Annotated in this window: 24 protein-coding genes and 1 tRNA gene; 6 read left to right on the top strand and 19 right to left on the bottom strand. The window is 62.9% G+C overall.

The annotated features are described in order from the left end of the window. Nucleotides 1–142: 142 nt before the first annotated feature. Nucleotides 143–1630 (bottom strand): trigger factor, encoded by a 1488-nt coding sequence (tig, locus tag ASD12_RS03650; RefSeq protein ID WP_056582023.1) that lies wholly within the window; start codon nucleotides 1628–1630, stop codon nucleotides 143–145. A 356-nt stretch (nucleotides 1631–1986) separates the two neighbouring features. Between tig and ASD12_RS03645 the strand changes: the two genes are divergently transcribed. Next, nucleotides 1987–2071 (top strand) — tRNA-Leu (locus ASD12_RS03645). A 153-nt stretch (nucleotides 2072–2224) separates the two neighbouring features. Here ASD12_RS03645 and ASD12_RS03640 read toward each other — a convergent pair. Genes ASD12_RS03640 through ASD12_RS03630 form a run of 3 tightly spaced genes read right to left on the bottom strand, consistent with a single transcriptional unit; the run spans nucleotide 2225 to nucleotide 5399 of the window. Continuing rightward, nucleotides 2225–3673, bottom strand: coding sequence for an aromatic amino acid lyase (locus ASD12_RS03640; protein ID WP_056582021.1), 1449 nt, complete (start codon nucleotides 3671–3673; stop codon nucleotides 2225–2227). 26 nt (nucleotides 3674–3699) lie between these two features. Then, nucleotides 3700–4284, bottom strand: a complete 585-nt coding sequence (locus ASD12_RS03635; RefSeq protein WP_056582019.1) for a GDYXXLXY domain-containing protein — start codon at nucleotides 4282–4284, stop codon at nucleotides 3700–3702. After that, on the bottom strand, nucleotides 4281–5399 hold the full coding sequence (locus ASD12_RS03630) for a DUF2157 domain-containing protein (RefSeq protein ID WP_056582017.1): 1119 nt from the start codon (nucleotides 5397–5399) through the stop codon (nucleotides 4281–4283). The genes ASD12_RS03635 and ASD12_RS03630 overlap by 4 nt, the downstream gene beginning before the upstream one ends. A 238-nt stretch (nucleotides 5400–5637) precedes the next feature. Between ASD12_RS03630 and ASD12_RS32710 the strand changes: the two genes are divergently transcribed. The 4 genes from ASD12_RS32710 to ASD12_RS35845 all read left to right on the top strand — a co-directional run bounded on the left by ASD12_RS32710 (nucleotide 5638) and on the right by ASD12_RS35845 (nucleotide 8190). Next, nucleotides 5638–5778, top strand: coding sequence for a DUF1127 domain-containing protein (locus ASD12_RS32710; protein ID WP_013531315.1), 141 nt, complete (start codon nucleotides 5638–5640; stop codon nucleotides 5776–5778). Nucleotides 5779–5827: 49 nt separating this feature from the next. Continuing rightward, the gene (locus ASD12_RS32705) at nucleotides 5828–5968 is read left to right on the top strand and encodes a DUF1127 domain-containing protein (protein WP_082525239.1); all 141 of its coding nucleotides are present in this window, start codon (nucleotides 5828–5830) and stop codon (nucleotides 5966–5968) included. 500 nt (nucleotides 5969–6468) lie between these two features. After that, nucleotides 6469–7887 (top strand): methylenetetrahydrofolate--tRNA-(uracil(54)-C(5))-methyltransferase (FADH(2)-oxidizing) TrmFO, encoded by a 1419-nt coding sequence (gene trmFO, locus ASD12_RS03625; protein ID WP_056582382.1) that lies wholly within the window; start codon nucleotides 6469–6471, stop codon nucleotides 7885–7887. An 18-nt stretch (nucleotides 7888–7905) separates the two neighbouring features. Continuing rightward, nucleotides 7906–8190 (top strand): hypothetical protein, encoded by a 285-nt coding sequence (locus ASD12_RS35845; protein WP_056582015.1) that lies wholly within the window; start codon nucleotides 7906–7908, stop codon nucleotides 8188–8190. Nucleotides 8191–8367: 177 nt separating this feature from the next. Here ASD12_RS35845 and ASD12_RS03615 read toward each other — a convergent pair whose 3' ends face one another. From ASD12_RS03615 to yajC, 4 genes are read right to left on the bottom strand one after another with little or no spacing between them, the layout of a single operon-like run. After that, a complete protein-coding gene (locus ASD12_RS03615; protein ID WP_056582380.1) occupies nucleotides 8368–9210 on the bottom strand; it encodes a phytoene/squalene synthase family protein in 843 nt (280 codons plus the stop codon). 1 nt (nucleotide 9211) lies between these two features. Next, nucleotides 9212–9604 (bottom strand): Mth938-like domain-containing protein, encoded by a 393-nt coding sequence (locus tag ASD12_RS03610; protein WP_056582013.1) that lies wholly within the window; start codon nucleotides 9602–9604, stop codon nucleotides 9212–9214. Nucleotides 9605–9633: 29 nt separating this feature from the next. Continuing rightward, entirely contained in the window at nucleotides 9634–12183 is a 2550-nt protein-coding gene (gene secDF / locus ASD12_RS03605; protein WP_056582011.1) for a protein translocase subunit SecDF, read from the bottom strand. 51 nt (nucleotides 12184–12234) lie between these two features. Then, complete coding sequence (yajC, locus tag ASD12_RS03600) at nucleotides 12235–12573, bottom strand: preprotein translocase subunit YajC (RefSeq protein WP_056582009.1); 339 nt, start codon at nucleotides 12571–12573, stop codon at nucleotides 12235–12237. A 301-nt stretch (nucleotides 12574–12874) separates the two neighbouring features. Here yajC and ASD12_RS03595 point away from each other — a divergent pair, with 301 nt between their 5' ends. Continuing rightward, nucleotides 12875–13750 (top strand): ATP-binding protein, encoded by an 876-nt coding sequence (locus ASD12_RS03595; protein ID WP_056582378.1) that lies wholly within the window; start codon nucleotides 12875–12877, stop codon nucleotides 13748–13750. 143 nt (nucleotides 13751–13893) lie between these two features. Here the strand turns inward: ASD12_RS03595 and ASD12_RS03590 are convergent, their stop codons facing one another. The 11 genes from ASD12_RS03590 to ASD12_RS03540 all read right to left on the bottom strand — a co-directional run bounded on the left by ASD12_RS03590 (nucleotide 13894) and on the right by ASD12_RS03540 (nucleotide 26785). Continuing rightward, nucleotides 13894–15414 carry a peptidoglycan DD-metalloendopeptidase family protein gene (locus ASD12_RS03590; RefSeq protein WP_056582006.1) on the bottom strand — a complete coding sequence of 507 codons (1521 nt, stop codon included), beginning with the start codon at nucleotides 15412–15414 and terminating at the stop codon, nucleotides 13894–13896. A 294-nt stretch (nucleotides 15415–15708) separates the two neighbouring features. Beyond that, nucleotides 15709–16362 (bottom strand): protein-L-isoaspartate(D-aspartate) O-methyltransferase, encoded by a 654-nt coding sequence (locus ASD12_RS03585; protein WP_056582004.1) that lies wholly within the window; start codon nucleotides 16360–16362, stop codon nucleotides 15709–15711. After that, on the bottom strand, nucleotides 16359–17117 hold the full coding sequence (gene surE / locus ASD12_RS03580) for a 5'/3'-nucleotidase SurE (protein ID WP_056582376.1): 759 nt from the start codon (nucleotides 17115–17117) through the stop codon (nucleotides 16359–16361). The genes ASD12_RS03585 and surE overlap by 4 nt, the downstream gene beginning before the upstream one ends. Beyond that, nucleotides 17117–18421 (bottom strand): serine--tRNA ligase, encoded by a 1305-nt coding sequence (serS, locus tag ASD12_RS03575; RefSeq protein WP_056582001.1) that lies wholly within the window; start codon nucleotides 18419–18421, stop codon nucleotides 17117–17119. The genes surE and serS overlap by 1 nt, the downstream gene beginning before the upstream one ends. A gap of 188 nt (nucleotides 18422–18609) precedes the next feature. After that, complete coding sequence (tatC, locus tag ASD12_RS03570) at nucleotides 18610–19485, bottom strand: twin-arginine translocase subunit TatC (RefSeq protein WP_056581999.1); 876 nt, start codon at nucleotides 19483–19485, stop codon at nucleotides 18610–18612. Beyond that, the gene (tatB, locus tag ASD12_RS03565) at nucleotides 19482–20213 is read right to left on the bottom strand and encodes a Sec-independent protein translocase protein TatB (protein ID WP_056581996.1); all 732 of its coding nucleotides are present in this window, start codon (nucleotides 20211–20213) and stop codon (nucleotides 19482–19484) included. The genes tatC and tatB overlap by 4 nt, the downstream gene beginning before the upstream one ends. A 29-nt stretch (nucleotides 20214–20242) precedes the next feature. Next, the gene (locus ASD12_RS03560; protein WP_013531295.1) at nucleotides 20243–20464 is read right to left on the bottom strand and encodes a twin-arginine translocase TatA/TatE family subunit; all 222 of its coding nucleotides are present in this window, start codon (nucleotides 20462–20464) and stop codon (nucleotides 20243–20245) included. Between the two features lie 169 nt (nucleotides 20465–20633). Then, nucleotides 20634–21398, bottom strand: coding sequence for an SMC-Scp complex subunit ScpB (gene scpB / locus ASD12_RS03555; protein ID WP_056581994.1), 765 nt, complete (start codon nucleotides 21396–21398; stop codon nucleotides 20634–20636). Then, nucleotides 21395–22195, bottom strand: a complete 801-nt coding sequence (locus ASD12_RS03550) for a ScpA family protein (RefSeq protein ID WP_056582374.1) — start codon at nucleotides 22193–22195, stop codon at nucleotides 21395–21397. Before ASD12_RS03550 ends, scpB begins: the two co-directional genes overlap by 4 nt. Before the next feature lie 62 nt (nucleotides 22196–22257). Next, entirely contained in the window at nucleotides 22258–23277 is a 1020-nt protein-coding gene (gene nagZ, locus ASD12_RS03545; protein WP_056581993.1) for a beta-N-acetylhexosaminidase, read from the bottom strand. A 133-nt stretch (nucleotides 23278–23410) separates the two neighbouring features. After that, nucleotides 23411–26785 carry an SPOR domain-containing protein gene (locus tag ASD12_RS03540; protein WP_056581991.1) on the bottom strand — a complete coding sequence of 1125 codons (3375 nt, stop codon included), beginning with the start codon at nucleotides 26783–26785 and terminating at the stop codon, nucleotides 23411–23413. Nucleotides 26786–26857 lie beyond the last annotated feature (72 nt).

Here is a 26857-nt window from a genome sequence, read left to right as displayed (position 1 = left end):
GCTTTCAATAAGAGCGCAGATAATGATCAAAGCTTGGTCGCCACAGGCCGTCGCTCGCGAAGCGAGCCGGCTGTTGCAGTTTGGCAACGAAAAAGGCCGCCTCGAGGGCGGCCTTTCCTGTCTCAGCGGAGCGCAGGTGTTGTCAGGCGTCCTTGGCAGCTTTCTTCTTCGGCGCGGCCTTCTTCTTGGGCTCTTCCGCGTCGTCGCCAGATTTGGCGTCGCTCACCTTGTCGTCGGCCTTCTTGGCGGCGGCTTTCTTCGCCGGCTTCGCCTTGACGGCGGTTTCGTCCTCCTCGTCGTCGGCCATCAGCTCTTCCTTGCTGACCTTGACGTCGGTGACCGAAATCTGGCCGAGCAGATGGTCGACCACCTTCTCCTCGAACATCGGCGCCCGCAACGTGTTCAACGCTTCCGGGTTGTTGCGGTAGAACTCGAAGACTTCCTGCTGCTGGTTGCCCGGATAGCGGCGCACCTGCTCGAAAAGGCCGCGCTGCAACTCCTCGTCCGATACGGTGACACCGGCCTTCTCGCCGATTTCAGCCAGCACCAGACCGAGGCGCACGCGGCGCTCGGCAAGCCGCAGATACTCGGCACGCGCCTCTTCTTCCGTCGTCTCTTCGTCGGCGAAGGTGCGGCCGGCTGCTTCCAGGTCGCGATTGACCTGCGCCCAGATGTTGTTGAACTCGGCGTCGACGAGCTTCGATGGCGCCTCGAACGAGTAGGCCGCGTCGAGCTGGTCGAGCAACTGGCGCTTGACCTTCTGTCGCGTCATGGCGCCGAACTGGTTCTCGATCTGACCGCGCACGACGTCGCGCAGGCGCTCCAGAGACTCCAGGCCAAGGTTCTTGGCGGTCTCGTCGTTGATTTCCAGCGCGCCGGGCTGGGACACCTCCTTGACGGTGACGTCGAAGGTCGCTTCCTTGCCGGCCAGATGCGCCGCCTGGTAGTTTTCCGGGAAGGTCACGGTGACCTGCTTTTCGTCACCGGCCTTGGCGCCGACAAGCTGATCCTCGAAGCCGGGGATGAACTCCTTCGAGCCCAGCACCAGCGGCTGATCGGTGCCGGCGCCGCCATTGAAGGCCTCGCCGTCGATCTTGCCGACATAGTCGATGGTGACGCGGTCGCCATTGGCGGCCTTGCCGGTCTTCGGCTCGTAGCTGCGCGCCGATTCGGCCACGCGCTGGACCTGCTCGTCGATCTCGGCATCCGGCACGTCGAACACCTGGCGCGTCACCTTAATGTCGGAAAAGTCCTTGATCTCGATCGCCGGAATGATCTCGTAGTTGAGGCGGAACTCGAAGTCGACGCCGCCGGCCAGGATCTTCTCGGCTTCCTTCTCGTCCTCGGTCATGATGACTTCGGGCTGCATGGCAGCCTTTTCGCCACGCCCGGTGATGATCGAACGGGTCGAATCATTGAGGATTTCGTTGACCACTTCGGCCATGAACGACTTGCCGTAGACCTTGCGCAGGTGCTGCACCGGTACCTTGCCGGGACGGAAGCCGTTGATGCGGACCTTGTTCCTGGCATCCGAGAGCCGCGCCATCAGCTTGGCTTCCATGTCACCGGCCGGCACGGTGATCTTGATCTCGCGCTTGAGACCGGAGTTGAGCGTTTCGGTGACCTGCATCGTAAAACCTTTGTTTTCACCAATGAGACTGCCACGGCCTCTGCCGTTTACAGCCTGCCGGTATATTCTTGCCGGGAATGGCTTTTGGTACGGAACCTGGCGATTTGACCGAAAATACGGCTCAAACTCTCCCAAACTGCGTTCCAAAATGTGAATAAGTTCTTGTTTTTCCTACTTCTTATCACATTCTGTAGAAGCGGATCGTCGCGTCCCGTCACATTTGACACGCCTTTTGTCACAGGCGAGGCTAATTTTCAACAGTCTTCGCATTTCGGCGAACAACCATCATTTTGGCCCTGATCCAACATCTTGTCTGACATTGACAGAATGATGGCTACATGGGATTGCCGACCCATGCGGATGTGGCGGAACTGGTAGACGCCCTGGATTTAGGTTCCAGTGCCGAAAGGCGTGGGGGTTCGAGTCCCTTCATCCGCACCACCCTTCGCTCTTCGAGCTTCGGGTGGCAGGCCACCTGAAGTTCGCTAGACGAAGGAGTGTCCTCCGAAGCCTTGGCGAAGGAGGACCGACGCAGGTTCGAACTCCATCTGCTCGGGCACACCAATGTCCCCGGCTAGTGGCCGCTCCATGGGATCATGCCTCGAACACTCGCCCGGTGAACCACTCGGCCAGCTTTGCAAGCTCCGGCCCCAGCACACGATCGTCGTCGACAGGCGGCACGATGTTTCTGACCTCAGTGACGAATGATTGCAGCGCCGGCGGCGGCGTGCGTTCGGTGACGTGCAGCGCCTGGGAGGCGATCATCGCCAGCATCGCCATGGCGGCATCAACGCAGCGTCCGGCGGTTGCCTCCTTGGTCCAGGCGAAGAACGCCGTCGTGGCGACGTCGTCCTGCCCGGCGCCGGCTGATTCCGTTCCCGGAATGAAGGTGCGCTGTGCGGCCAGCTTGGCCTGCTCGAGATAGCCGGTGATCGCCATCGGCACATAGCCGACATTGCCGTGGCCGTCGCTGTCGGCTGAGTGTCGTCCGGTCATCAGGAGATCGGGCAGCAGCGACACCTTGCCGTTGAGGAGTTTTGAGGCGTGGCGGTCGCAGAGCAGGCAGATATCGGCCCATATCGCCGCCAGATCGTCCAGCGCCGGCGTCGCCATGGCATTGTGATAGCCGCCCGTGCTGATGCAGCGGCCGAGCGGATGTGCATCGTCCGGCGTGATGTAGACTGGATTGTCCGATATCGAGGCCAGCGACACGGTGGCCGCCCGCTCCGCCGTTGACAGCGCTCGATGCGCCTGGCCGAGGACGCGCGGCACGATGCGGTAGCTGACCGGCGCCTGATAGTTGCGCCGACCGTCTCCGGCGCCGGCCAGAAATTCCCGCAACCCCTGCAGGGCAGCCGCTTCATGCTCATCGCCCCAAAGCGCATCGAGGGCCGCGTCGTAGTGCTCGAGCGGCGCACGAAAGGCTTCTATCGACAGCGCGAACACTTCTTGCGCCATGCGGAGGCGGCGGCGCGCCGCGAGCGCGGCATCAGCCACCAGAGCGGCAGCGCAGGGCGAACCGTTGATCAGAGAGCCTCGTTCCTTGACCTCCAGGTCGAAGCGCGTCGAAAGCTCGGCAAATAAGGGATAGAGCGCCAGGATCTCGCCGGCGCCGCCCTGGCCTGAGGCCGGCACCGTTGGCATCGGCCGACCGTCGAGCATTTCTGCGACGGCCAGCGCGATGCGCGGCGTGGTGGCGGCGTTGCCCTCGATGAAGTTTGTCAGGCGGGCAAGCACGATCCCCCGGACCACGCGATCAGGCAGCGGATCGCCGAACGAGGTGGCGGCGGCGAACGCCTTGATGCGCGCATGGCGGCCCCGCTCGTCGAGTTCGAGCTTGCGGCTCGCCAGCTCCCCCATGGCGGTGGTGACGCCATAAATGACCGGTGGCGGGTCGGATTCAATCAGCTTGAGGAAGGAAGCACGGCATTCGGCGATCCGCTGCAGGGCCTTCTCGCTGATCGCCACCGTTTCCTTCTTCCAGGCGACGCGGAAAACAGTGTCGAGGTTGATGTCCTCACGCGTCGACAAGGTGACTGGCATGCTTCACACCACGGCAAACAAGGACATTAATAAAGCGGTTCCTCGAACAGCGTCTTGTCGCCGTCCACCAGTGCCTTGATCTGCGCGGTGCCGTCGCCGGCAAGCGCGAGGCGGATGCCGAACGGCCGCACCCGCATGTCGTTCTGGATCGCCATCCCCTCGCCTTCCGGCAGATAGAAGCGCTCGATACCGTAGTCCGGCGCGATGGTCGCCTCTTCGCTGCGAAGGTCCCAGCCCTCGGCGACGTGGCCTGATATATCGGCCTCATCGGCAGCGGCCGGCGTCGGCGCCTTGCCAAACCAGGCGGTCATCGGCTGCCAATAGCCGTCGGCGCCCTTCTTGAGGCGAACCACAATCGCCGTATCGTCGCTGGAAAATTTGTCGGCCGGAATATTGGCGATCATTTTCACAGGTATGCGCGAAATCTCGTATCCCAGAATAATATAGTCGCCGCGCAGGAGGTCGCGCGGATCGACGGGCTCGATCTTCAGCAGCACGTCCTTGCCGTTGCGCAGGATCGCCGCGCGGCCTGCGATGATCCAGCTCAGGAAGCCTATCTGGACGAGCGCCAGCACCAGCGCCGAGATGACAAGTCTTTTCCCGGTCATCATGCCGTGACTCCCTTGGCAACTGGGCCCTTCATGCGTTTTTCCACGCGGATGATGACCAGCGCGAGGATGCCGAGCAGCACCGCGGCGGCAAGGAAGAAGCCGGCCGTATCGAGCATCGATTGCAATGTCACCACATAGATGATGGCGAGTTCGAAGGCGAAGCCGGCATAGGCAAGCCAGCGCAACCCGCGGCTTTCTCGTCCGGCCAGCACGATTGCCGCGACGATGCCGGCCAGCGCGACGACCGAGGCGATGGCGAAACCGTTGTTGTAGGTGCTCTTGTCAGCCAGTTCGAACTGGATCATGGCCAGGCCAGTGAGGAAGCCGAGCAGGGCGTGCAAGGGCAAGCGGCCGCCAAGCTGCACGATTCTGTCGACCGGATCCGGCGCGAAGACCGAGGCCGCAAACAGCAGCATCGAGACGACCACCAGCGGGATCGCCACCTGCAACGTGTCGTGGTTGGTGACCAGCAGCACCAGATAGAACAGCACCGACAGGATGATCAGGTGCCGCGCCGTCTGGCTGCGGGTCCAGAACGAGACGGCGAACAGCACGATCGCCATGACGACGAAGGCATGAGGAAATTCGCTGCGGCTGTAATAGTCGAAGCCTTTCAGGAACAGCCAGGCATCGGCAATGCCGACCGAAGCCACGGTCAGCGGGTTCGATCGCAGCGCCACCGCCGCCAGTGCCGTGCCGGCGCCCCAGGTGACCAAAGCCGACGCCTCGTCGCCGGACAGATGATACATCTGGCCGATCAGCGCGATCGACCCGCCGAAAGCCGCCGCCGCCACGATCCACAGCGCCTCGCCGATCGCCGCATGGTCGCGCGTCTTCAACAGTGCGCCGCCGACGTAGCCGCCAAGGATAACCGCAAAAAGTGTCAGAACGCGCGCCAGCCGCGGGATTGCGTCCCAGTTGGCGGCAACGAAAATCAGGATAGCAGCGCCGAACATCAAGGCAGCCATCATCGCCAGGATCGAGCCGAAGCTGAGCGACTTGCGCTCGTTGGCCTCGACATCGCGCGAGAGCGAATCGGCGGTCGCGGCGTCGATCATGCCGGCCTGCTGCCAGCGCGCGATATCCGCCCTGACCCGCGACGAATAACCCGCCATGCCGCTTCTCCCCCAGTTTGGTCTTTTTTTCAGCCGGCCCGGTCAAGCCGTTGACGCTAAGGCATTTTCCGATTCGGGCTTCTTTGTGTCAGGTCCGTGAACGCACGTTAATGCTGCATTGCACAATTTGCATTGCTGCCATGCAGCCATAGCGCTTTTAAATCGATATAGGCCCGCCTATCTATGCTTCGTACACAAAGACGGAATGATCCGGAAGAAAGACGAAACGAGAAATACCATGAACCTGATCCGCAACTACCGCAACTGGCGCCGCTACAGGGACACCGTGTCCGAGCTGAGCCGCCTGAGCAACCGTGAACTGACCGACCTCGGCATCAGCCGCAGCGACATTCCTTACGTCGCTCGCAAGGCGGTCTAACTCTTCGGACCGCAAATGGTCCGAACCAGTTTTGAAAAAGAGAACGACAATGAACCTGATCCGCAACTATCGTAACTGGCGCGTTTATCGCGAGACGGTTAGCGAGCTGGGTCGCCTTTCGAACCGCCAGCTGCATGATCTCGGTATCGTCCGCGACGAAATCAAGATTGTCGCCCGCCGGGCGATCTAACACAGGAATTTCGCCAGGGTCGACCTCCTCCCCGACCCTGACGGATCCGGTCAACCTTCACCTCCTCCCGAGGGTTGACCACCAAAACGGCGCCCGCCGCACCTCCTCCCGCGGCGGGCGTTGTTTCCCAAAAAGAGTTTTCGTCAAAGCCGACCTCCTCCCCGGCGATGACGAGTAGGCCCGACCTTCACCTCCTCCCGAAGATCGGCCACCAAAACGGCGCCCGCCGCACCTCCTCCCGCGGCGGGCGCTGTTTCCCAAAAGGGTTTCGCCCCTTTTAAAAAAGCGAAAGAGTTTTCGTCAAAGCCGACCTCCTCCCCGGCGATGGCGAATATGGTCGGCCTTCACCTCCTCCCGAGGGTCGACCCCAAAAATGACACCCGCCGGACCTCCTCCCCCGGCGGGTGTTGTTGTTTTCAGGGGTTGATCCCGAGCTGCTGTTTGCCCTGCGCCACGCACGGCAATTGCAATCGCCGCACCAAGCGATTATTCCGGCGCTCATGAGCAAAAATCCAATCCATATCATCGGTGGCGGCCTCGCCGGTTCCGAAGCCGCCTGGCAGGCAGCGCAAGCTGGCGTTCCCGTCATCCTGCACGAAATGCGGCCTGTTCGCGGCACCGATGCCCACAAGACCGATAGCCTGGCCGAGCTGGTCTGCTCCAATTCCTTCCGCTCCGACGACGCCGACAACAACGCCGTCGGCCTGTTGCACGCCGAAATGCGGCTGGCCAACTCATTGATCATGAGCGCCGGCGACGCCAACCAGGTGCCTGCCGGCGGTGCGCTTGCCGTCGACCGCGACGGATTCGCCGACGCCGTAACGAAAAAACTCGAAGCGCACCCGCTGATCACCATCCAGCGCGAGGAAGTGCCTGATCTGCCGCCGGCGGATTGGGACCAGGCGATCGTCGCCACCGGTCCGCTGACCGCACCTGGACTTGCCCAGTCGATCGCTGAAGCGACCGGCGCGGATGCGCTAGCCTTCTTCGACGCCATCGCGCCGATCGTCCATTTCGACACGATCGACATGCATACCTGCTGGTTCCAATCGCGCTACGACAAGGTCGGGCCGGGCGGCACCGGCAAGGACTACATCAATTGCCCGATGGACAAGGACCAGTACCTTGCCTTCGTGCAAGCGCTGGTCGATGGCCAGAAGACTGAATTCAAACAATGGGAAGGCACGCCCTATTTCGACGGGTGCCTGCCGATCGAGATCATGGCAGAGCGCGGCGTCGAGACGCTGCGCTACGGGCCGATGAAGCCGATGGGGCTGACCAACGCGCACAATCCGACGGTAAAGGCCTATGCCGTCGTCCAACTGCGGCAGGACAATGCGCTGGGCACGCTCTACAACATGGTCGGTTTCCAGACCAAGTTGAAGCATGCCGAGCAGGTGCGCGTGTTCCGTACCATACCGGGTCTCGAAAACGCCGATTTTGCCCGCCTCGGCGGCCTGCACCGCAACACCTACATCAACTCGCCGACCTTGCTGGACGCTTCGCTGCAGCTGAAGTCGCGCCCAGGCCTGCGTTTTGCCGGCCAGATCACCGGCTGCGAAGGCTATGTCGAAAGTGCCGCCATCGGCCTGCTCGCCGGCCGCTTCGCCGCCGCCGAAAGGCTCGGCCATGCACCGGCGCTGCCGCCGCTCACCACCGCTTTCGGCGCCCTGCTCAACCACATCACCGGCGGCCACATCGTTTCAGACGACGAGCCGGGAAAGCGCTCTTTCCAGCCGATGAATGTCAATTTCGGCCTGTTCCCGCCCGTCGAAGCCCCGAAGACCGAGGGCAAACGCATGCGCGGCAAGGACAAGACCGTCGCCAAGCGCCACGCCATCACCTCGCGCGCACGCGCCGATTGCCGGCAATGGCTGGGATTGGCGGCGCAAACGGAAACGGCCGAAGCAGCGGAATAGACGGCTTCGCATCAAGCCTTGCGCATCCGCTGCGCTGGCAAAGCGGAAACGGCCGCCCTTCCAGGTGAAATCGGCAAGCCGGAACGAGACCGTGTTCACATCTTCGGCGTGCAAAACCGCGACATCTTGAGGCGTGACGATGCGGGTCAAAAAGCAGTCGCCGATGCATTGAACGATCCCGATGCGCCCTCGCCCGATATCCAGAAACGCCGTCCTGGCGTCCGCCGTCAGGCGGACCAGTACCGCGATCTCGTCGGGAAAATCCTCCGCGAATCGGCTCATTGCCTGATCGGCGCCGGTTAGCGTCGCTGTCTTGCTGCCACCGGTGAAATGCACTGCGGCAACCGACAGCGCAATGCCAAGGGCGACGATGGCGACCAACAACGGCAAGCTCATGAATGGGTATCTCCTCCGAGCCGGTCTGTCGTCTACGGCGACAGTTTTCGGCTCGGAGATTCCTTAACATGATTGACGTTTACGTCAAAGTGCCGGCCAGCCTTTGCTCGCGCGGCGCAACAACAACCAATGCCGGCGCAAGGCCGACAGCCGCGCCACGCCATCGAGCGGCGAGCCATTCTCCATCTTGCCGAGATAGGCGCGAGACAGGGCCAGCGGCAGGAATGCCGGGCGCAGCGAGACCGGCAGAGCCGATGCGCCCTGTTCAAAGGCGGTGAGATGCTCCCGCGCCAGCGCCATCATCGCCGCCACCGCGCGCTTGGCACCGGGACCACCATCGCCGGTGACGAACTCCTGCGGCGAAGAACCTGCCGCAGCAAGGATATCAGCCGGGATGAAACATTGCCCGCGTTTGCGGTGCAGCGGCAACAGCAGTAGCAGGCCGGTCATCGCCTGCGCGCAGCCAGCCCTGCCCGCCAGCTCGGCAAAGCGCGGCGCCTCGACGGAATCGAGCACCATTGCCGCAAGCTGGATGAGCGCGGCCGCCGTCTCGCCGCAATAGCCTTCCAGATCGGTGCGCGACGGCATCGGATCGTCGTAGAGGTCGAAGATGCGCGCATCGAGCATGTTCTCGAAGGCCAGCTTCGGCAGGCTGAATGTCGCTATGGTGGCATTCAAGGCTTCAGCTGTGGGATGGCCGGCGCCCGCCTCCCCGCCGGCGGCAATGACATCGCGCCACCATTGCAGCCGCACCTCGCCAGGCAGCGCCTCGTGGATCCGATCGCGAATGCCTGCGATCTCGACATTGAAGGCGTAGAGCGCAAACAGCGCGTCGCGCTTGTCGGCCGGCGCGTAGAGCGCGGTCAGATAGCGGTCATGGTCGGCGGGGCGCACCGCGTCCATGACGATTTTGGCATTCTGGGACATGTCAATCGACGGCGATGAGCGCGGCGGCCACGGCGCGCTCTTCCGCCAGAAGGACATTGTAGGTCCGCACCGCGGCACCGGTCGACATCGGGTCGGACGCAATGCCTGCCGCCTTCAGCGCGGCCCGCAGTGCGGCGGGCAACGGCCTGAGATCCCTACCCATGCCGACCAGCAGGATTTCGATCTTGTTGGCTTCGGCCAGCAGCCTGTCGAAATCCGCTACCGCCAGCACCTGAGGATCCGCCGGTTCCCAGCCATGGATGCCGGATGGCAGACAGAGCAGCGAGCCGCGATGCGACATGTCGGCAAAGCGGAACCCGCCATTGCCGTAGGCTTCGATCGGCGCGCGGCCAGGGAAATGCGCCGCGCGGATGACGATGCCTTTGCTGGTCACCGTTTTGTCACCCCCTTCGGGGCGGCGCGTTAGGTCGCGACCGCCTTGCCGCCGCCGACTGGCTTTTCCTCGTCGGCCGTAGCCTGCGGCCGCAGCTTGAACAGGATCAGCAGCGGTGCGGCGATGAAGATCGACGAATAGGTGCCGAAGATGACGCCGAACAGCATGGCCATCGTGAACGAGCGGATCACCTCGCCGCCGAACAGCACCAGCGCCAGCAGCGCCAGGATCGTCGTCACCGAGGTCAGCGTCGTTCTCGACAGCGTCTCGTTGATGGCATTGTTCAAGAGTTGCGGCAGCGGCATGCGCTTGTATTTTCGCAGATCCTCTCGGACACGGTCATAGACAACGATCGTATCGTTCAGCGAATAGCCGATAATGGTCAGGATCGCCGCCAGCGATGACTGGTTGAATTCGAGCCCGGAGATGACGAAGAAGCCAAGTGTCATGACCACATCGTGCACCGTCGCAATGATGGCACCGACGGCGAACTGCCATTCGAACCGGAACCAGACATAGATCAGGATACCGAGCAGCGCGACAAGCATGGCGATTGTGCCTTGCTTGGCAAGTTCGCCCGAGACCGTCGGCCCCACCACTTCGACGCGGCGGAAGTCATAATTGTCCTGCAGTTCGCCGCGCACCTTGTCGATGACCGTCTGTTCGGCATTTTCGCCGCCATCCTGGGTACCGACCCGGATCAGCACGTCATTCGGCGCACCGAACTGCTGCACCTGCACTTCGCCGATATTAAGTTCGGTCAGCCGCGCGCGAAGGTCGGCGAGATCAGCATTGCCGCTCTTGGCCTGCACCTCGATCAGCGAACCGCCCTTGAAATCGATGCCGTAATTGATGCCGACGGTCATGAACAGCACCACCGACAGAATCGAAAGTGCGCTCGAGAGCGTGAACGTCCAGCGACGGATGCCCATGAAGGGGATCTTGGTGCCGGGCGGAACGAAGGTTACCGGGGCACGCGGCAATTCCTTTGGACGTGCCCGGCGCAGCCAGATCGAGACCAGCAGTCGGGTGAAGGTGAAGGCGGTGAAGACGGTTGTCAGGATGCCGATCGCATAAGTGATGGCAAAGCCCTTCACCGGCCCGGTACCGAGATAGAACAGCACCACGGTGGCGATCAGCGAGGTGATGTTGGAATCGACGATGGTTGCCAGCGCTTTGGTGAAACCGGTATCGATCGCCTGGATCACGGAGCGGCCGGCGCGCCGCTCCTCGCGGATGCGCTCGTAGATCAGAACGTTGGAATCGACCGCCATGCCGATGGTCAGCACGATACCGGCGATACCAGGCAAGGTCAGCGTCGCACCAAGCAGCGAAAGCACGCCGACGATCATCGCCACGTGCACAGCCAGCGCGATGTTGGCGAGGAAGCCGAGGAAGCCATAGGCGACGAACATGAAGGCAACGACGAGGATCGAGCCGATGATGCCGGCGACCTTGCCGGCATGGATGGAATCCTGGCCGAGACCCGGACCAACGGTACGCTCTTCGATCACCGTCAGCGTCGCGGGCAAGGCGCCAGCGCGCAGCAGCACCGCGAGGTCGTTGGCGCTCTGGGCGGTGAAATTGCCGGAGATCTGGCCGGTGCCGCCCAGGATCGGCTCGCGAATCTGCGGCGCCGAAATCACCTGGTTGTCGAGGATGATGGCGAACAGCTTGCCGACATTCTGCGAGGTTGCCTGGCCGAAACGCGCAGCACCCTTCGAGTCGAAGCGGAACGACACCACCGGCTCGTTGTTCTGCGAATTGTAGGTCGCCTGCGCATCGACGAGGTTTTCACCAGAGACGATGACGCGGTTCTCGATCAGATAGGGAACCGGCGGATCGTCCTGCGAATACAGCACCGACGAACCGGCGGGTGGGCGCCCATTGAGCGCGTCCTGCACCGGCATCGACTGGTCGACCATCTGGAAGGTCAGCTTGGCGGTCTGGCCGAGGATTTCCTTCAGCCTCTGCGGGTCCTGAAGACCCGGCACCTGGACGAGGATACGGTCGTCGCCCTGCCGCTGCACGATAGGTTCGGTCGTGCCGAGTTCGTTGACGCGGCGCTCGACCACCTCGATCGACTGCGTCAATGCGGTCGATGTGCGATATTTGATGCCGGCATCGGTGACGGTGAACTTGAGCAGGCCGGGCTCGGAATCGTCGAGCGTCATTTCCTGGATGGAGCCGCCGGTGAACAGGCCGGCGGCGACCGGATCGGTCAAGGTCTTCAGCGCCGTCTTGGCGGCTTCGAGCTGGGCGGGATCGGTGATGCGGACCTGCAACGTCCGTCCCGTGCCGGCAAGGCCGGTATAGCCGATCTTGGCGTCGCGCAGCAGGGTGCGGATCTCGTCGCGCGTCGTCTCCAGCCGGTCCTTGATCAGATCGTTCTGATTCATCTCCAGCAGGATGTGCGAGCCGCCCTGCAGATCGAGGCCGAGCGTCATCTGGCGCTTCGGCACCCAACTGGGCAGTTGGGCCAGCGTGCTGGCGGAGAACAGGTTGGGCGCGGCGAGGATCACTGTGATGGCCACGGCCACCCAGATCAGGATCATCTTGAAGCGCGAAAAATACAGCATAGGGCGTCGTCCGTCAGAGCGTGTCCGCGGATCGCTCCGCCTAAAATTGGATTATTTCTTGGCGTTCTGGTTCGCCACCGGCTCGCCCTTGACGCGCACATCGGCGATCGTCGAGCGCAGCGCCGTCACCTTCAAGCCATTACCGAGGTCGATCTCGAGCTCGGTATCGTCGATCACCTTGGTCACCTTACCGACGAAGCCGCCGCCGGTGACGACCGTATCGCCGCGACGGACCGCGGCCAGCATCTCGCCGCGCTTCTTCAGCTGCGTGCGCTGCGGCCGGATGATCAGAAAATACATGATCACGAAAATCAGGACAAACGGCAAAATGCTGATGAACATGTCGGGAGAGGCGCCGATACCTTGGGCGTATGCCGGTGTCACGAACATCGAGGTACTCCTGAATTTTGAAAACAGCCGCCAATTTTGCGGCCCCTTGAAATTTGGCCGGAATATAGTCGGTAAAGTTGTCAATGCAACTGCGCGGCCGGGCAAATCGGCTGCTTTTCCGGCCTGTTGAGCCGTGTTAGAGCATGATCGCGAAAAGCGCGAGCCGGTTTTCTCGGACAAACGGAAACCGTTTGTCCAAAGATCACGCTCGAACGAAAGGTTGCAACCGGTTTTGCATCAGACGGAATCGGCCACGTTCACGCTCCCACACGTCAAAAACGCGAAAAACAAAAAGACAGACATGACCGACAGCAGCATTGAAGCCCTGAACCAGAAGCTCGACCGGCTGATCGAGGCGGTGAGCCGCCTCGCCCCGCCGCCGGTGCCCCAAACCGACCTCGGCGAGGCCGATTGCTTCGTCTGGCAGGCCGATCCGGGCTATCTGGAGCCGGTGCGCAAGGTCAACCGCGTCGACATCGGCTTGATCCGTGGTGTCGACCGCGTCCGCGACATCCTTGTCGACAACACCGAACGCTTCGCGGCCGGCTATCCAGCCAACAACGTGTTGTTGTGGGGCGCGCGCGGCATGGGCAAATCGTCGCTGGTCAAGGCCGTACATGCCGAGATCAACGCCAAGGCCAAGTCCGACCTGCCGTTGAAGCTAATCGAAATCCACCGCGAGGACATCGACACGCTGCCGAGGCTGATGGGATTGCTGAAGGCGGCCCCCTTCCGCTTCATCCTGTTTTGCGACGACCTCTCCTTCGACCACGACGACACCTCCTACAAATCGCTCAAGGCAGCGCTCGAGGGCGGTGTCGAGGGGCGCCCGGCCAATGTCATCTTCTATGCCACCTCGAACCGCCGGCATCTGCTGCCGCGCGACATGATCGACAATGAGCGCTCGACCGCGATCAACCCGTCCGAAGCGGTCGAAGAAAAGGTGTCGCTGTCCGACCGCTTCGGCCTGTGGCTCGGCTTCCACAAATGTTCGCAGGACGAATATCTCGACATGATCGACGGCTACGTCAGGCATCACGATCTCGCCATCGACCCCGAGCAACTGCGCGCTGAGGCGCTGGAATGGGCAACGACGCGCGGCAGCCGCTCGGGCCGCGTCGCCTGGCAGTTCACGCAGGACCTGGCTGGACGGCTCGGCAAGCCGCTGAAGGACTAGAACCATGATTCCGAAAAGTGGAGGCCGGTTTTCGGAAAAGATCATGGTCAAGAAAAGCAACTGAAAAAGCCCGTTCCTTGCGGAACGGGCTGAGCCGGCGGGCGGACTGGAGGTCAGACGTCCCGCAAATTGCTTTTTTTCTTCTATTCGAGATAGCCTGACGGGTCGACCGGAGCCGAATTCTTGCGCACTTCGAAATGCAGCTTCGGCGAGTCCGTCGTGCCGCTCATGCCCGACAGCGCGATTTCCTGGCCGCGCTTGACCTTCTGGCCGCGCTGGACCTCGATCGAGCTGGCGTGGCCGTAGACGGTGACCAGACCATTCTCATGGCGCACCAGCACCGTGTTGCCGAATTCCTTGAGGCCGTCGCCGGCATAGATGACGACACCGTTCTCGGCAGCCTTGACCGGCGTTCCCGTCGGCACGGCGATGTCGACGCCATCCTTGCCGGAACCGAAACCGGAGATCACGCGGCCGCGCACCGGCCAGCGCATCTTGCCGATGCCGGTGGCGTCGGGCGCGACGGCGTCGTCGTCCTCGGCCTGCTGGATGACTTTCGAATCTTTCTTCGGCGGCGTGTAGGACGCCAGCGTCTCCGACGGCGTGGTCTTTGCCGCTGGCTGCGTGGTGGCCGTGGTCACCGGATCGACCTTCGCTGGCTTGGCGCTGGCGGCGGTCGCGGTTCCGCCGGCCGGCACCTTCAAGGTTTGGCCGATCTTGAGCAAGCCATCCTTCATCCCGTTGGCCTGCTTCAGCGCAACGACGCCGACGCCGGTCTTCCTGGCAATCGAGGACATCGTATCGCCCGACTGGACCGTGTAGGTGCCTGCAGCGCCAGTCGACTTGGCCGCGGCCACCTGCGGCTTGGGCTCCTTCGGCTGGCTTGCCGCGGCCGAAGTGTCGACCTGAGCGGCGGATTTGCCTTCCTTGAGCTTCGGCTGCTGCGGCAGAACGGCGACCTTGTCCGGCGCGGTGGCCGGCAGGTCATGCTTGCCGTCTTTCGCCGGCTTGGCATCGGCGACTTTCGGCTCGCCCTTGCTCGAATAGGCGTAGGCCGGGATGACCAGCTTCTGACCGGTCTTCAGTCCCTTGGTCGCGCTCAGCCCGTTGACCTTCATGATCACGTCGGACGGCACCTTGTAGCGTTGCGCCAGGCCGCCAATCGTTTCGCCGTCCCGAACGACAATCTCGGTTGCATGCGGCTTACCAGACGACGCCACTCGCGGTTCATCCGGCTGCGCAACCTTGAACGGCGATGCAGCCGGAGCGACGGTACCGGTCGTGGTCCTGTCGACATGCGGCGCCGGAGCCAATGCGGTCCGTACCGGCTTTGAGGCTGGCGCCAGTGCCGGAGCCGGCTGTGCCTGGGCAACGGGCGGCGGCAGCGGCCGCGTCGAGACCGGCTCGAGGCTGGAGCGGCTGACCGATTGTGTGTGGCTGCCATCGATCGGAGCGGCGGCGACGTCACCCGGATAGGGCTGCTGCACGGCGTCCTGCTTGTTGATGATGGCGCGCTGATTGTTGGTCGAGGATGTAAAGACGTCATCGACGCCATTGAACCGCGAAACCTGGGAACTGCACCCGGCCGCGGCGCCTGCAATCATGAGGACGGCGCAGCCTCGCGCCAGATTGCGTCCATTTGCCTTCAAAACACTGAGTTGCATCGCACTGACCCGCACATACCCGGTACAAACTAGGCATGATTAAAGCGCGTTAATGTTACTCGACGGTTAACCTCATGGAATCCGGCGCAATTTTCTTAAAATATTAGAGAGCGAGCTGAGGGGTGGTGAGATTTAGGTCACGCAGAGACGGAGTCGAAGACGAGCGCGAAGCGACCAAACGAGATGGCTTTCGGGGGCGCCCTCGCGACGAGCGGAGCGTACTTAAAGTGCCCGAGCACCGGAAGCGCAGGAAACCAACGTTTGCAGGTCGGCCTCACCTGAATATCAACGCCCCTAGATGACGGCGGCGACACTGCGCAGGATCGGCTGCAGGCGGACAAGGCCGATGTCCTCGCGCTCGAACCGGCTGCCGACCTTGGTCAGCTTGGCCAGCACCTGTTCGCCCTCCTCGGGTCCTATCGGAGCGATGACGATGCCGCCGCTCGACAATTGGTCGAGCAGGAAGCGCGGCAGGCTGTCGAAGGCGGCCCAGGCGACGATGCGATCGAACGGCCCTTCATTCGGCAGGCCGCCGGAACCATCGGCGTGGCGCACGATCACGTTGCCGATGCCGAGCGCCTCGAAACGCTGCCTCGCCTGCTCGACGAGCGTCTTGTAGCGATCGGTGGTGACGACCCGCGCCGCCAAGCGCGACATCACCGCCGCTGTGTAGCCGGAGCCGGCGCCGACCTCGAGCACGCGGTTGCCCTGCTCGATGGCGAGCGCCGCGATCACCGCTGCCTGCATGTCGGCGCCTTCGATCGCTTCGCCGCATTCGATCGGCAGCATGCGGTCCGACCAGGCGATGGAATGGAACTGGGCAGCCAGGAAACCGCGTCGCGGCGTCGCCTCGAAGGCCGCGATCAGCGCCTTCGGCACTGTTCCCCGGCCGCGCAGGCGCAGCAGAAAGGCGGCAAAGCCTTCGCGGTCATCGAGCCCCTGGTTCATGCAAGCGCCTTGCTCAGTTGGTCACGGATTTCATGCGCTGTGAGGTCGAGTTGCAGGGGCGTCACCGACACCAGCCTGTTGCGCAAAGCGTAGAGGTCGGTGCCTTGCTTGCCTTCGACAGGCTCGCGGCCGAAGCGCAGCCAGTAGTAAGGCAGGCCGCGCCCGTCGCGGCGCTCATCGACCCACAGGGAGTGCACCAGCTTGCCTTGCGTGGTGACCACCGTCCCGGCCACCTCTTCGGGAAGGCAGTTGGGAAAATTGACGTTGAGCAGAACGCCGTCCGGTAGCGGGGTCGCAACCAGCTTCTTCAGCAAGGCCGGCGCCAGCGCCTCGGTCGTCTCGTAAGGCACGACGCGATCTTCGCCGACATAGCTGTAGCCCTGGCTGAGCGCGATCGAGCGGATGCCGAGCAGCGCGCCTTCCATGGCGCCGGCGACGGTGCCGGAATAGGTGACGTCGTCGGCGATGTTGGCGCCGGAATTGATGCCGGATAGGATCAGGTCGGGTGCGCCAGGCAGGATCTTCTTGACGCCCATGATGACGCAATCGGTCGGCGTGCCGCGCACGGCAAAATGCTTCTCGCCGATATTGCGCAGCCGCAGCGGCTCCGAGATCGACAGCGAGTGCGCGTAACCGGACTGGTCCTGCTCCGGCGCCACCACCCAGACATCGTCGGACAGCGTGCGCGCGACGCGTTCGAGCGACGCCAGGCCCTCGGCATGAATGCCGTCGTCATTGGTCAGAAGAATGCGCATCATTTCGCTTCGATCTTTTCCAGACCGCCCATGTAAGGCCGCAGCACTTCAGGAATGGTTACGCTGCCATCCTCGTTCTGGTAATTTTCGATGACGGCGATGAGCGCGCGGCCAACCGCCGTGCCCGAACCGTTGAGCGTGTGGACGAAGCGGTTGCCCTTGCCGTCCTTGTCCTTGTAGCGGGCGTCCATGCGGCGCGCCTGGAAATCGCCGCACACCGAGCAGGACGAGATCTCACGATAGGCGTTCTGGCCGGGCAGCCAGACCTCGATGTCATAGGTCTTGCGCGCGCCGAAGCCCATGTCGCCGGTGCACAGCGTCATGGTGCGGAACGGCAGGCCGAGCCGCTTCAGCACTTCCTCGGCGCATTGCGTCATTCGCTCGTGTTCGGCAAGTGACGATTCCTGGTCGGTGATCGACACCAGCTCGACCTTGTAGAACTGATGCTGGCGCAGCATGCCGCGCGTGTCGCGCCCGGCCGAGCCCGCTTCCGAACGGAAGCACGGCGTCAGCGCGGTGTAGCGCAGCGGCAGCTTTTCATGCGCGGTGATTTCCTCGCGCACCAGGTTGGTAAGCGGCACTTCGGCGGTGGGTATCAGGCCAAGCCTGCCCTCCCCATGCGGCGTGAAGAACAGGTCTTCCTCGAACTTCGGCAGCTGGTTGGTGCCGAACAGAACGTCGTCCTTGACCATCAGCGGCGGGATGACTTCTTCGTAGCCATGCTCGGTCGTGTGCAGATCGAGCATGAACTGGCCGAGCGCGCGTTCCATCCGCGCCAGACCGCTCTTCAGCACGGTGAAACGCGAGCCCGACAGTTTCGCCGCCCGCTCAAAATCCATCATGCCGAGCGCTTCGCCGATCTCGAAGTGCTCCTTCACCCAGTTCGACCGCGTCGGCACCTTGCCGACAATGTGCTTCACCACATTGTCGTGCTCGTCCTTGCCGACAGGCACGTCGTCGAACGGTATGTTGGGCAGCACCGCCAGCGCATCGTTCAGCGCCTTGTCGAGTTCGCGTTCGCGCGCCTCGCCGTTCTGGATGAAGGTCTTGATCTCGCCGACTTCGGCTTTCAGCTTCTCGGCAAGGGCCGCATCGCCCGAACGCATGGCGTTGCCGATCTCCTTCGAGGCGGCATTGCGGCGCTCCTGCTTGATCTGCAGTTCGGTGACGTGTTCGCGCCGCGCCTCGTCCGAGGCGATCAGCCCGTCGACCGTGGACTGCGCCTCGTCAGCCGACCACGAGCGCTTCACCAGCGCCTCGACAAGGGGCTTCGGGTTGTCGCGAATCCATTTAATGTCAAGCATGGTTCATCCGTCCTCAGGGAGCATGTCGCCCAAAAGTGCGCAGCGTTTTGGGACAACGACATGCTTCAAACAAAGCTGAAACGCATCGCGTGGATAGCGATGCGTTTCAGCCAGAGGGCGTAAACCGCATCCTTGATCGATGCAAGATGAGGCTAGGCTGCGGCTGCCGTTTTCCACGCAGCCCGGTGTTACGAGGCCGCAGGCGCCGGAGGCTCGTCCGGGGCCTTGTCCACCACGGTCTCCGCCGCGTCCTGCTTCTCGCGTGCCACACGCTGCTTTTCCTGATCGCGCTCGATCAGCCGGGCAGCCCAGATGGAGACCTCGTAGAGAAGGATGGTCGGGATGGCCAGGCCGATCTGGCTCATCGGATCGGGCGGCGTCAGCACGGCCGCAACGACGAAGGCGATGACGATCGCCCATTTGCGCTTCTCGGCCAGCCCCTTGGACGACAGCATGCCGACCCGCGTCATCAGGCTGGTCACCACCGGCAACTGGAACACCAGGCCGAAGGAGAAGATCAGCGTCATGATCAGGCTGAGATATTCCGACACTTTCGGCAGCAGCGAAATCTGCACCTGATCGTCGGTGCCGGCCTGCTGCATGGCGAGGAAGAACCACATCACCATCGGCGTAAAGAAAAAATAGACCAGCGACGCGCCCATTAGGAACAGGATGGGCGACGCGATCAGGAACGGCAGGAAGGCGTTGCGCTCGTTCTTGTAGAGGCCGGGCGCGATGAATTTGTAGATCTGCGTGGCGATCAGCGGAAAGGCGATCACCATGCCGCCGAACATGGCGAGCTTGACCTGGGTGAAGAAGAATTCCTGCGGCGCGGTGTAGATCAGCTCGACCTTGTGCGGATCGAGCCCTGCCCACTGCGTCGCCCATTTGAACGGGACGACCAGAAGGTTGAACAGCTTCTTGGCGAAGAAGAAACAGACCAGGAAGGCAACGAAGAAGCCGCCCAGCGACCAGATCAGCCGTCGTCGCAGCTCGATCAGATGCTCCATCAGCGGCGCCGACGATTTCTCGATCTCGTCTTTTTCGGTGTCCGAAACGCTCACTTGGCGGCTCCAGCCGTCTTCTTGGCCGCCGGCTTCTTCGCCGCGGCAGGCTTCGGTTCGGCTTTTGCCACGGTTTTGGTCGCGATCACCTTGGCCTCAGCAGGCTTCGCGGCGACCGTTTTCGCCGGCGCCGGAGCCTTTGCGCCATTTGCCGAAGCCTTGGCCGATGCTTTTGCTATCGGCATCGCTTTTGCCGGCGCAGGCTTGGCTGCATTCTTCGCCGGGGACGCCTTCGGAGTCACAACAGGTGCCGTCGGCAGTGACGACGTCACCACAGATTCGTCTGTCATCGCCGGAAAAATCGGCGCTGCTGGTGCTGCTTCAGCCGCGTCGACGCCAGGCATGGTCGTTGCACCATTCTTCAACGGCTCGGCCGCCTGCGGGGTCGAAGCGACAGGTGTTGCCGGATCATCCGCCGGCTTCGGCTTCATCGCCGCGTCGACGCCGGAGCGAACGTCGGCTGCGGCCTGTTCGAACGGATTGAGCTGCTTCCTGATCTCGGCCATCGGGCTGAGCCCCCTGAGCTCGTCGACTGACTTCTTGACGTCGTCGAGCTCGGCTTCCTTCAGCGCCTCGTTGAACTGTTTCTGGAAATCGGATGCCATGGCGCGCAGCTTCGCCGTCGTGCGGCCGAAGGTGCGCAGCATATTGGGCAAATCCTTGGGCCCGACGACCACGATCATGACGATCGCGATGACCAGCATTTCGGTCCAGCCGACTTCAAACATGGCACTCTGTTCCGACTAGAACCCGTGGCTCAGCTCTTGCTGGCTTTTTCCTTCGCGGCCGCGACGGTCTCGTCGGCGCGATGTTCGACGGTGCGCTTGTCTTCGGCAACGTCGTCGTCGGCCATGCCCTTCTTGAAGCTCTTGATGCCCTTGGCCATGTCGCCCATCAGCTCGGGAATCTTGCCGCGGCCGAACACCAAAAGCACGATCACCAGCACGATCATCCAGTGCCAAATCGAAAATGAACCCATAGCAAATCTCTCTCGAATGTTTTCCCTGGCGATGATCTATGCGCTTTCGCGTTGGGATTCAAACACAACCGCGACAGAGTTTATGAAAGGGTGGCGGATGTCACGCATTTTCAACGCGATGGCCCGCTACGAATCCGCGCATCCTCATCAAGTTGGCCACTAATGCCAGTCAATCTTCCGTGACGCGCGGCGTCAGCAAGCCGAGTTCCTCGAGGTCGATGTCGGTCAGCGCATCCTCGTCGTCGGTCAGTGCGTCGGGATCGGCAGGCGGCTGCGGAATGGCGAAATTCGACGGCATGCGGCCCGAAAGCAGGCCGGCACCCTTCAACTCCTCCATGCCCGGAAGATCGCGGATCTCTTCCAGGGCGAAATGGTCGAGGAAAGTGTCGGTGGTGCCGTAGGTGACAGGGCGTCCCGGCGTTTTGCGCCGGCCACGCATGCGCACCCATTCCGTCTCCAGCAGCGTGTCGAGCGTGCCTTTCGAGGTTTCGACGCCCCGGATGTCCTCGATCTCGGCACGCGTCACCGGCTGGTGATAGGCGATGATCGCCAGCACTTCGAGAGCCGCGCGGGAGAGCTTCCTTTGTTGGACAGTATCCCGGCTCATCAGGAAAGCGAGATCACCGGCCGTGCGGAACGCCCAAGCGTCGCCGATACGCACCAGATTGACGCCGCGCCGCGCATAGATCTGCTGCAGCTCGGCCATGGCCAGGGCGATGTTGATGCCGTCCGGAAGGCGTGCCGCAAGCTGCTTTTCGCTGACAGGCTCGGCGCTGGCGAACACGATGGCCTCGGCCATGCGCACGGCTTCCGCCATATGCAACCGCTCGGCCGGGTTCTGCGCCTGCTCGGCCGGTTCCTGCGAAAACAGCTCATCTTCGGGTTCATCGCCGACCTTGAACGGGATAACCGAAGCGTTGGCGCGTTCGCTCATGATGCCACCTCGACTGCCTTGATTGCCTGCGTGCGGCCGCGCAGATAGATCGGCGCGAACACTTCGTCCTGCCGCACATCCATCTTGCCTTCGCGCACCAGCTCCAGCGTGGCCGCAAAAGAGCTGGCGATCGCCGTGCGCCGCTCCTCGGGGCTGGTCATGTACACGATCAGAAAACTTTCCAGCGTCGTCCAGTCGCTCACGGCCCCAACCAGGCGGGTCAGGATATCGCGCGCGTCCTTGAGCGACCAGACACCGCGCCTCGCGATCGTCACATTGTTGATCGCCTGCTTCTGCCGCTGCTGGGCGTAGGCGGTCAACAGATCGTAGAGCGAGGCCGAATAGGCGTTGCGCTTTTCGACGATGACCATTTCCGGCATGCCGCGCGCGAACACGTCACGGCCGAGCCGGTTGCGGTTGACCAGGCGCGCCGAAGCGTCGCGCATTGCTTCCAGCCGCTTCAGCCGGAACTGCAGCACCGCCGCCAGTTCCTCGCCGCTTTCGCCCTCGTCGCCCGGCTGCTTGGGGATCAGAAGCTTCGACTTCAGGAAAGCCAGCCACGCCGCCATTACCAGATAGTCGGCAGCGAGCTCGAGCCTGAGCGCCCTCGCCGTCTCGACAAAGGTCAGATATTGCTCGACCAGCGCCAAGATCGAAATGCGCGCCAGATCGACCTTCTGGGTGCGTGCAAGATGCAGCAGAAGATCGAGCGGACCTTCGAAGCCGGCCACGTCGACGACCAGCGACGGGTCGCCTGTGACGCGTGAATCGTCATTCTCGGCCCACAGACGGTCCATCGGTGCGGCCTTCGCGGCCTTGCTTTCCAATGTTTCCGCCACGGCCTGTCACTTTCCTTTTGCTATGCCACCGCATCGAAGTAGGTGGCGAATTCGGCACGTATTTCGGTTTCTTCAACCGTGTCACGGTTCTTTATATAGGTCAGCGCCCGCTTTGCTCGCTCCAGCGACGTGCCCTCAAGCCCCGTCGTGCGCGATGCGATGCCGGCCATCTCCTCGAAAACGCCGTTGCAGTGAAGGACCAGATCGCAGCCCGCCGCAAGGATCGAGGCCGCCTTTGTCGGGAAATCCCCAGAAAGTGCCTTCATCGACGTGTCGTCGCTCATCAGCAACCCGTCGAAGCCGATTTCGCGCCGGATGATCTCGTCGATAACCTTGCCGGAGGTGGTCGCCGGGTTGTTGGGGTCGATCGCGCTGTAGACGACATGCGCCGTCATTGCCATCGGCAGATGGTTGAGCTCCCGGAACGGGGCGAAATCATGCCGCTGCAGATCGCTGAGCGAGGCATTGACAACAGGCAATTCGAAATGCGTGTCGGCAAAGGCGCGTCCATGGCCCGGAATATGCTTCATCACAGGCAGCACTCCACCTGCCATTAGCCCTTCCGCGGCGGCACGGCCGAGTTCAATCACCGGTCGTGGGTCCTTGCCATAGGCGCGCGCGCCAATGACGTCGCTGGCGCCCTCGATCGGCACGTCGAGCACCGGCAGACAATCCGCGGTGATGCCGTAACGCAGCAGGTCGAAGGCATGCAGCCGCGCCATCAGCCACGCCGCGCGGGCGCCGGCATCATGGTCGTCGCGCCACAGCGCCCCGAGCGCGCCGCCGGCCGGATAGTTCGGCGCCAGCGGCGGCCGCAGTCGTTGCACACGGCCGCCTTCCTGGTCGATGAACACCAGCGCGTCCGGGCGCCCGATACAGTCGCGCATCGAGGCGACCAGATCGCGGATCTGTTCGGTCTCGCCGATGTTGCGCGCAAACAGGATGAAGGCCCACGGGCATTCATTGCGATAGAAATTGATTTCTTCGCGGGTGAGCGATTTCCCGGCACAGCCGAGGATCATGGATTTTGATTCGGTCATGTCAGGAGTCTAAAGCTTCGAGCGATCAAAGGGAATCATCCGGATCACAAGCGATCAAATGCCAGATCTGCTTTCCCCATGAAAAAAGCCGGCGCGGTGACCGCGCCGGCTTTTTGATCGGTTGGCTCCGGTTCTAGCGCGAGACGAAACAGTTGCCGCCGGCGGCCTTGTAGCTGGTGCACAAATTGATCGCGTCATTGCGCGACTGGGCCGGGACGCGCACGCGGTAGAACGTGCCCTTGCCGGCGATCTCGGCCTTGACGATGTTGGCGGTACGCCCGGCGAGCACGCTGCCGTAGCGGCGCTGCAGGTCCTGATAGCTCGACTGGGCGCTTTCGACCGTCGGCTGCGAAGCGATCTGCATCGACCACGAACCACCGCCGGTCGCGGTCGATGCCGGGTCGATGGACGCAACCTGATCGGGCTTGACCTCGCCGACGACATCGACCGGCTGGTCGGACGGGCGCTGCGGCGCGAGCGGAACCTTGGCCGGCGTGTTGGCCGACTGGGCCTTGGCCTCAGCCTTGGGCTTGGCTGCCGGCTTGAGGGCCGGCTCGTCGTCCACCTGGGCGGCGGCAGGCGCCACGGTGCCGGTCTGGTCCGCATCGGCCTGCGCCGACGGGGCAACATGCTGCGGCGCCGGGTCGACCGGCTCCGTTGCGGCCACTTGCGGGGCGGCAGGTGCCGGATCTTCACGCGGCACCAGCGAACCGTCCGACTTGACCACCATGGTCCTCACCTTGCGCGGCGCAACGGCGACGACATCGGCATTGGTGCCCTTGTCGGCATCCTGCAGCACCTGCGCGATGCGGTCCTCGGACTTGGGCGTGGCCGCCGAGTTGTCGGCCGTTGACGCAGCGTTGCCGACATCGGTTCCAGCGGCACCTGCGTTCTGGTCCGGTGAAAGATCGATGGCGCGGGCCGGGTCCTTCGCCTGGACGTCCACTGGCTCTTCGGTGGTGGTGACCAGTTTTTCCTGGACCGGCTCCGCGGGCTTCGCGCCCCTGACCGCGTCGTAGACCTTGTTGTCCTGGTTCGGCACCACGGCTCCACCCGGATTCTCCGGCTTGACCTTGATCGGCGCGTTGTCGGCCTTGACGATCACCGGCGCATCGCTGCCGCCCTTGCCACCGAAAGACAGCGCAAAGGCACCGAGGCCGCCTGCGACCGCCACCGCGCCGACAATTGCGGCAATGAACAGACCACGTCCACGCAATGGCCTCGCGGCTCCACGCTCGCCGAGACCGGGAACAGCCATCGTCTCGTCAAGTTCGGGATCGTAGTCCAGTTCATCGACGGTAAAATCATCCGCCTGTGAAACCGGCTGGCTGCCGGGCAGACTGTCGAGATCGAAGCCGTCAGAGGCGTCGGCATAACCCGTGGGCGCCGCCGCGCGGGCAGATATTTCCATCGGCCGCGCCGCATAGGTCCGCGCTTCCGGCTCATAACCCGGCTTGACCCCGTCATAGCCCGGCTTGACGCTGTCATAGCCCGGGCTGACACTGTCATAGCCCGGCTTGAAGCCTGCGGCGTAGGAGTCATCATCGTAAGACGCGCCGGCCACGCTGCCTGCGGGAGCGACCTCCACCGCGTTCATCTCGGAGAGAAGGCTGGAGAACTCGGCGTCGAGATCGTCATAGCCAGACGTCGCCGGCTGATCTTCCTCGAAGTGCAGTTCCGGAATATCGAGATCGTCCGCCAGCGCCATGACACGCTCGGGCACATCGACGGTCTCAACATCGGGCATGTCCTCGTAACGCGCGGACTGGCGCGATTGAGGCGCCGATACAGGGGCTGCGGGCGCGACGGTCTCGACCGGCTCGGCCGAACGGTAGGACGTCACCGCGGCGACTGCCGGCGCTGCGGCCATGGATGCCATCGAAGCGGCCGGCTGAGCGCTAAAAGCAGGCTGAGCGCTGAATGACGGCTGCTGCGGAACCGGCGTCACGCGGCTCCACGAACGGGCTACCTCTGGCGGCGTGGAACGTTCCGCCAGCCAATCGAGAGAATCCGCCGAATTGTCCCGGGCCATGTCACGCGGGTCGAGGTTTTTGGCCAAAGCCGCGTCGAACGCATCATTGTCGAAATCGACATCGCCATGCCCGGCAACACCCGAGCCCGAATCCAAGCCCTCAACTTCATCAAGCATAAGATCGTCGAGATTCACATCGGCTGCTTGCACACTACCAACGTGCTGATTCTGCTCAGGCTCGGATTGATCAAGATCCCACTCGAGGTCACCGACAAGTTCGGCCGGTTCTTCGGCGGTCTCTGCTGCTTCGACGACCGGCGGCTGGGCGGCGACAGGCGGCGGAGCGGCGACAACCGGCGGAGCCGTGACGGGCTCGCTGGCCACCGGCGCCGTGCGTGCGGTCATGGCGCCCAGCAGCGCATTCAACTCGTCTTCCAGGCTTCGTTCATCCGAGATCGGGGCTTGCACCGGCTCGGCCATACCAGCGGCTGGCACCACCGGCTGGAGCGAAGCGGCGGCAATTTCAGCGACCGTCTCTTCCACTGTTTCGGCAAACGTATCGTCGAAGTTCAGGTCGAAAGCATCATCCGACGCAGCTTCAGGGCTGGAAATCTCGCCCTTCGCATCCGTGGTATCGGCAAGCACATCATGCGCTTCCGGCTCGTCGAATGCGACCGGCGCATCAGCGCGAACGTCAAAATCCATGTCGACATCAGCCATGGCGTCGTCGAAGTCGCCGGCACGATACTCACCGGAGATTGCCTGGCCGTCACGCGCGGCCGCCTGCTCCGGCATGGGATACTCGACGGGATCGGCAGCCGTGTAGGACTGTTCCGCCGCCGAATGGTCGTCAAGCATCAGTTCGTCTTCGAGCGAGATCGCAACCGCATCGTCGAACACCACTTCATGATCGGAAGCCGTCTCGACTGAAGCTGGCGCATCGGCGCCGGCCACAGCGGGCTGGGTCTCTTCGGCTTCCTCATCGATCCGAAAATCATGGTCGAGCGACGCGGCAAGCTCGTCAGCCATCGGCTGATCGTCCTCGAAGGGCGAGACATCCTCAAGCGAACTGGCGACGGCATTGTCGAAATCGGCGTCGAAAGCCGGCTCGACGGATGGCGCGGCTTCGGCCGCGCCAAGTTCAACATGGCTGGCGACGGCTGCATCGCCGTCGATTTCAGCCAGATCCAGATGGAAGTCGTCATCGAGCGAGACGGCAAGATCGTCGTCGGCTGCGCTGACGGTGGCCGCCTCGAACAAAGGCTCCTGCTCGAAAGTCGGCTCATGAGCCTCGGCAACCGGAGCGGCGTCGCTGTCGTCAGCGCCGAACTCGCCCATCATCTCCTTCTCGAGATCGATATCGAAATCGCCCTCTTCCGCCACGTGATCGGCGGCGGGGGCTTTCGGCTGGGCGGGCGACTGCGGCTTGACCGGCTGGCGCGGGTCGAACCCCATGATCCTGGTCAGCTCCGCGAACGGATCATCGTCAGAGATGTCGTTGATGTCGGCTACTCTCAGCTGGGTTCTGTCTGCCATTATTGTTCCCGAACTCGCACTCATTCGGACGCCATGGACGTCGCGTAGGGTTGGCCCTTACCAGCGCAATGT

This window comes from Mesorhizobium sp. Root102 (assembly GCF_001425625.1).
Taxonomy (GTDB): Bacteria; Pseudomonadota; Alphaproteobacteria; order Rhizobiales; family Rhizobiaceae; genus Mesorhizobium.
Note: the sequence above shows the minus strand (reverse complement) of the source record. Positions and strands in the feature narration are given on the sequence as shown.

Coding starts and splice junctions, on each gene's coding strand:
- ASD12_RS32710 (WP_013531315.1), top strand. CDS start 5,638: ATGAACCTGATCCGCAACTACCGCAACTGGCGCCGCTACAGGGACACC.
- ASD12_RS03635 (WP_056582019.1), bottom strand. CDS start 4,284: ATGATGACCGGGAAAAGACTTGTCATCTCGGCGCTGGTGCTGGCGCTC.
- ASD12_RS03585 (WP_056582004.1), bottom strand. CDS start 16,362: ATGAACCAGGGGCTCGATGACCGCGAAGGCTTTGCCGCCTTTCTGCTG.
- yajC (WP_056582009.1), bottom strand. CDS start 12,573: ATGTTCGTGACACCGGCATACGCCCAAGGTATCGGCGCCTCTCCCGAC.
- ASD12_RS03540 (WP_056581991.1), bottom strand. CDS start 26,785: ATGGCAGACAGAACCCAGCTGAGAGTAGCCGACATCAACGACATCTCT.
- ASD12_RS03630 (WP_056582017.1), bottom strand. CDS start 5,399: ATGGCGGGTTATTCGTCGCGGGTCAGGGCGGATATCGCGCGCTGGCAG.
- ASD12_RS03550 (WP_056582374.1), bottom strand. CDS start 22,195: ATGGACCGTCTGTGGGCCGAGAATGACGATTCACGCGTCACAGGCGAC.
- tig (WP_056582023.1), bottom strand. CDS start 1,630: ATGCAGGTCACCGAAACGCTCAACTCCGGTCTCAAGCGCGAGATCAAG.
- nagZ (WP_056581993.1), bottom strand. CDS start 23,277: ATGACCGAATCAAAATCCATGATCCTCGGCTGTGCCGGGAAATCGCTC.
- serS (WP_056582001.1), bottom strand. CDS start 18,421: ATGCTTGACATTAAATGGATTCGCGACAACCCGAAGCCCCTTGTCGAG.
- surE (WP_056582376.1), bottom strand. CDS start 17,117: ATGCGCATTCTTCTGACCAATGACGACGGCATTCATGCCGAGGGCCTG.
- ASD12_RS32705 (WP_082525239.1), top strand. CDS start 5,828: ATGAACCTGATCCGCAACTATCGTAACTGGCGCGTTTATCGCGAGACG.
- tatB (WP_056581996.1), bottom strand. CDS start 20,213: ATGTTTGAAGTCGGCTGGACCGAAATGCTGGTCATCGCGATCGTCATG.
- ASD12_RS03640 (WP_056582021.1), bottom strand. CDS start 3,673: ATGCCAGTCACCTTGTCGACGCGTGAGGACATCAACCTCGACACTGTT.
- ASD12_RS03590 (WP_056582006.1), bottom strand. CDS start 15,414: ATGCAACTCAGTGTTTTGAAGGCAAATGGACGCAATCTGGCGCGAGGC.
- secDF (WP_056582011.1), bottom strand. CDS start 12,183: ATGCTGTATTTTTCGCGCTTCAAGATGATCCTGATCTGGGTGGCCGTG.
- trmFO (WP_056582382.1), top strand. CDS start 6,469: ATGAGCAAAAATCCAATCCATATCATCGGTGGCGGCCTCGCCGGTTCC.
- ASD12_RS03615 (WP_056582380.1), bottom strand. CDS start 9,210: ATGTCCCAGAATGCCAAAATCGTCATGGACGCGGTGCGCCCCGCCGAC.
- ASD12_RS03560 (WP_013531295.1), bottom strand. CDS start 20,464: ATGGGTTCATTTTCGATTTGGCACTGGATGATCGTGCTGGTGATCGTG.
- ASD12_RS03595 (WP_056582378.1), top strand. CDS start 12,875: ATGACCGACAGCAGCATTGAAGCCCTGAACCAGAAGCTCGACCGGCTG.
- scpB (WP_056581994.1), bottom strand. CDS start 21,398: ATGAGCGAACGCGCCAACGCTTCGGTTATCCCGTTCAAGGTCGGCGAT.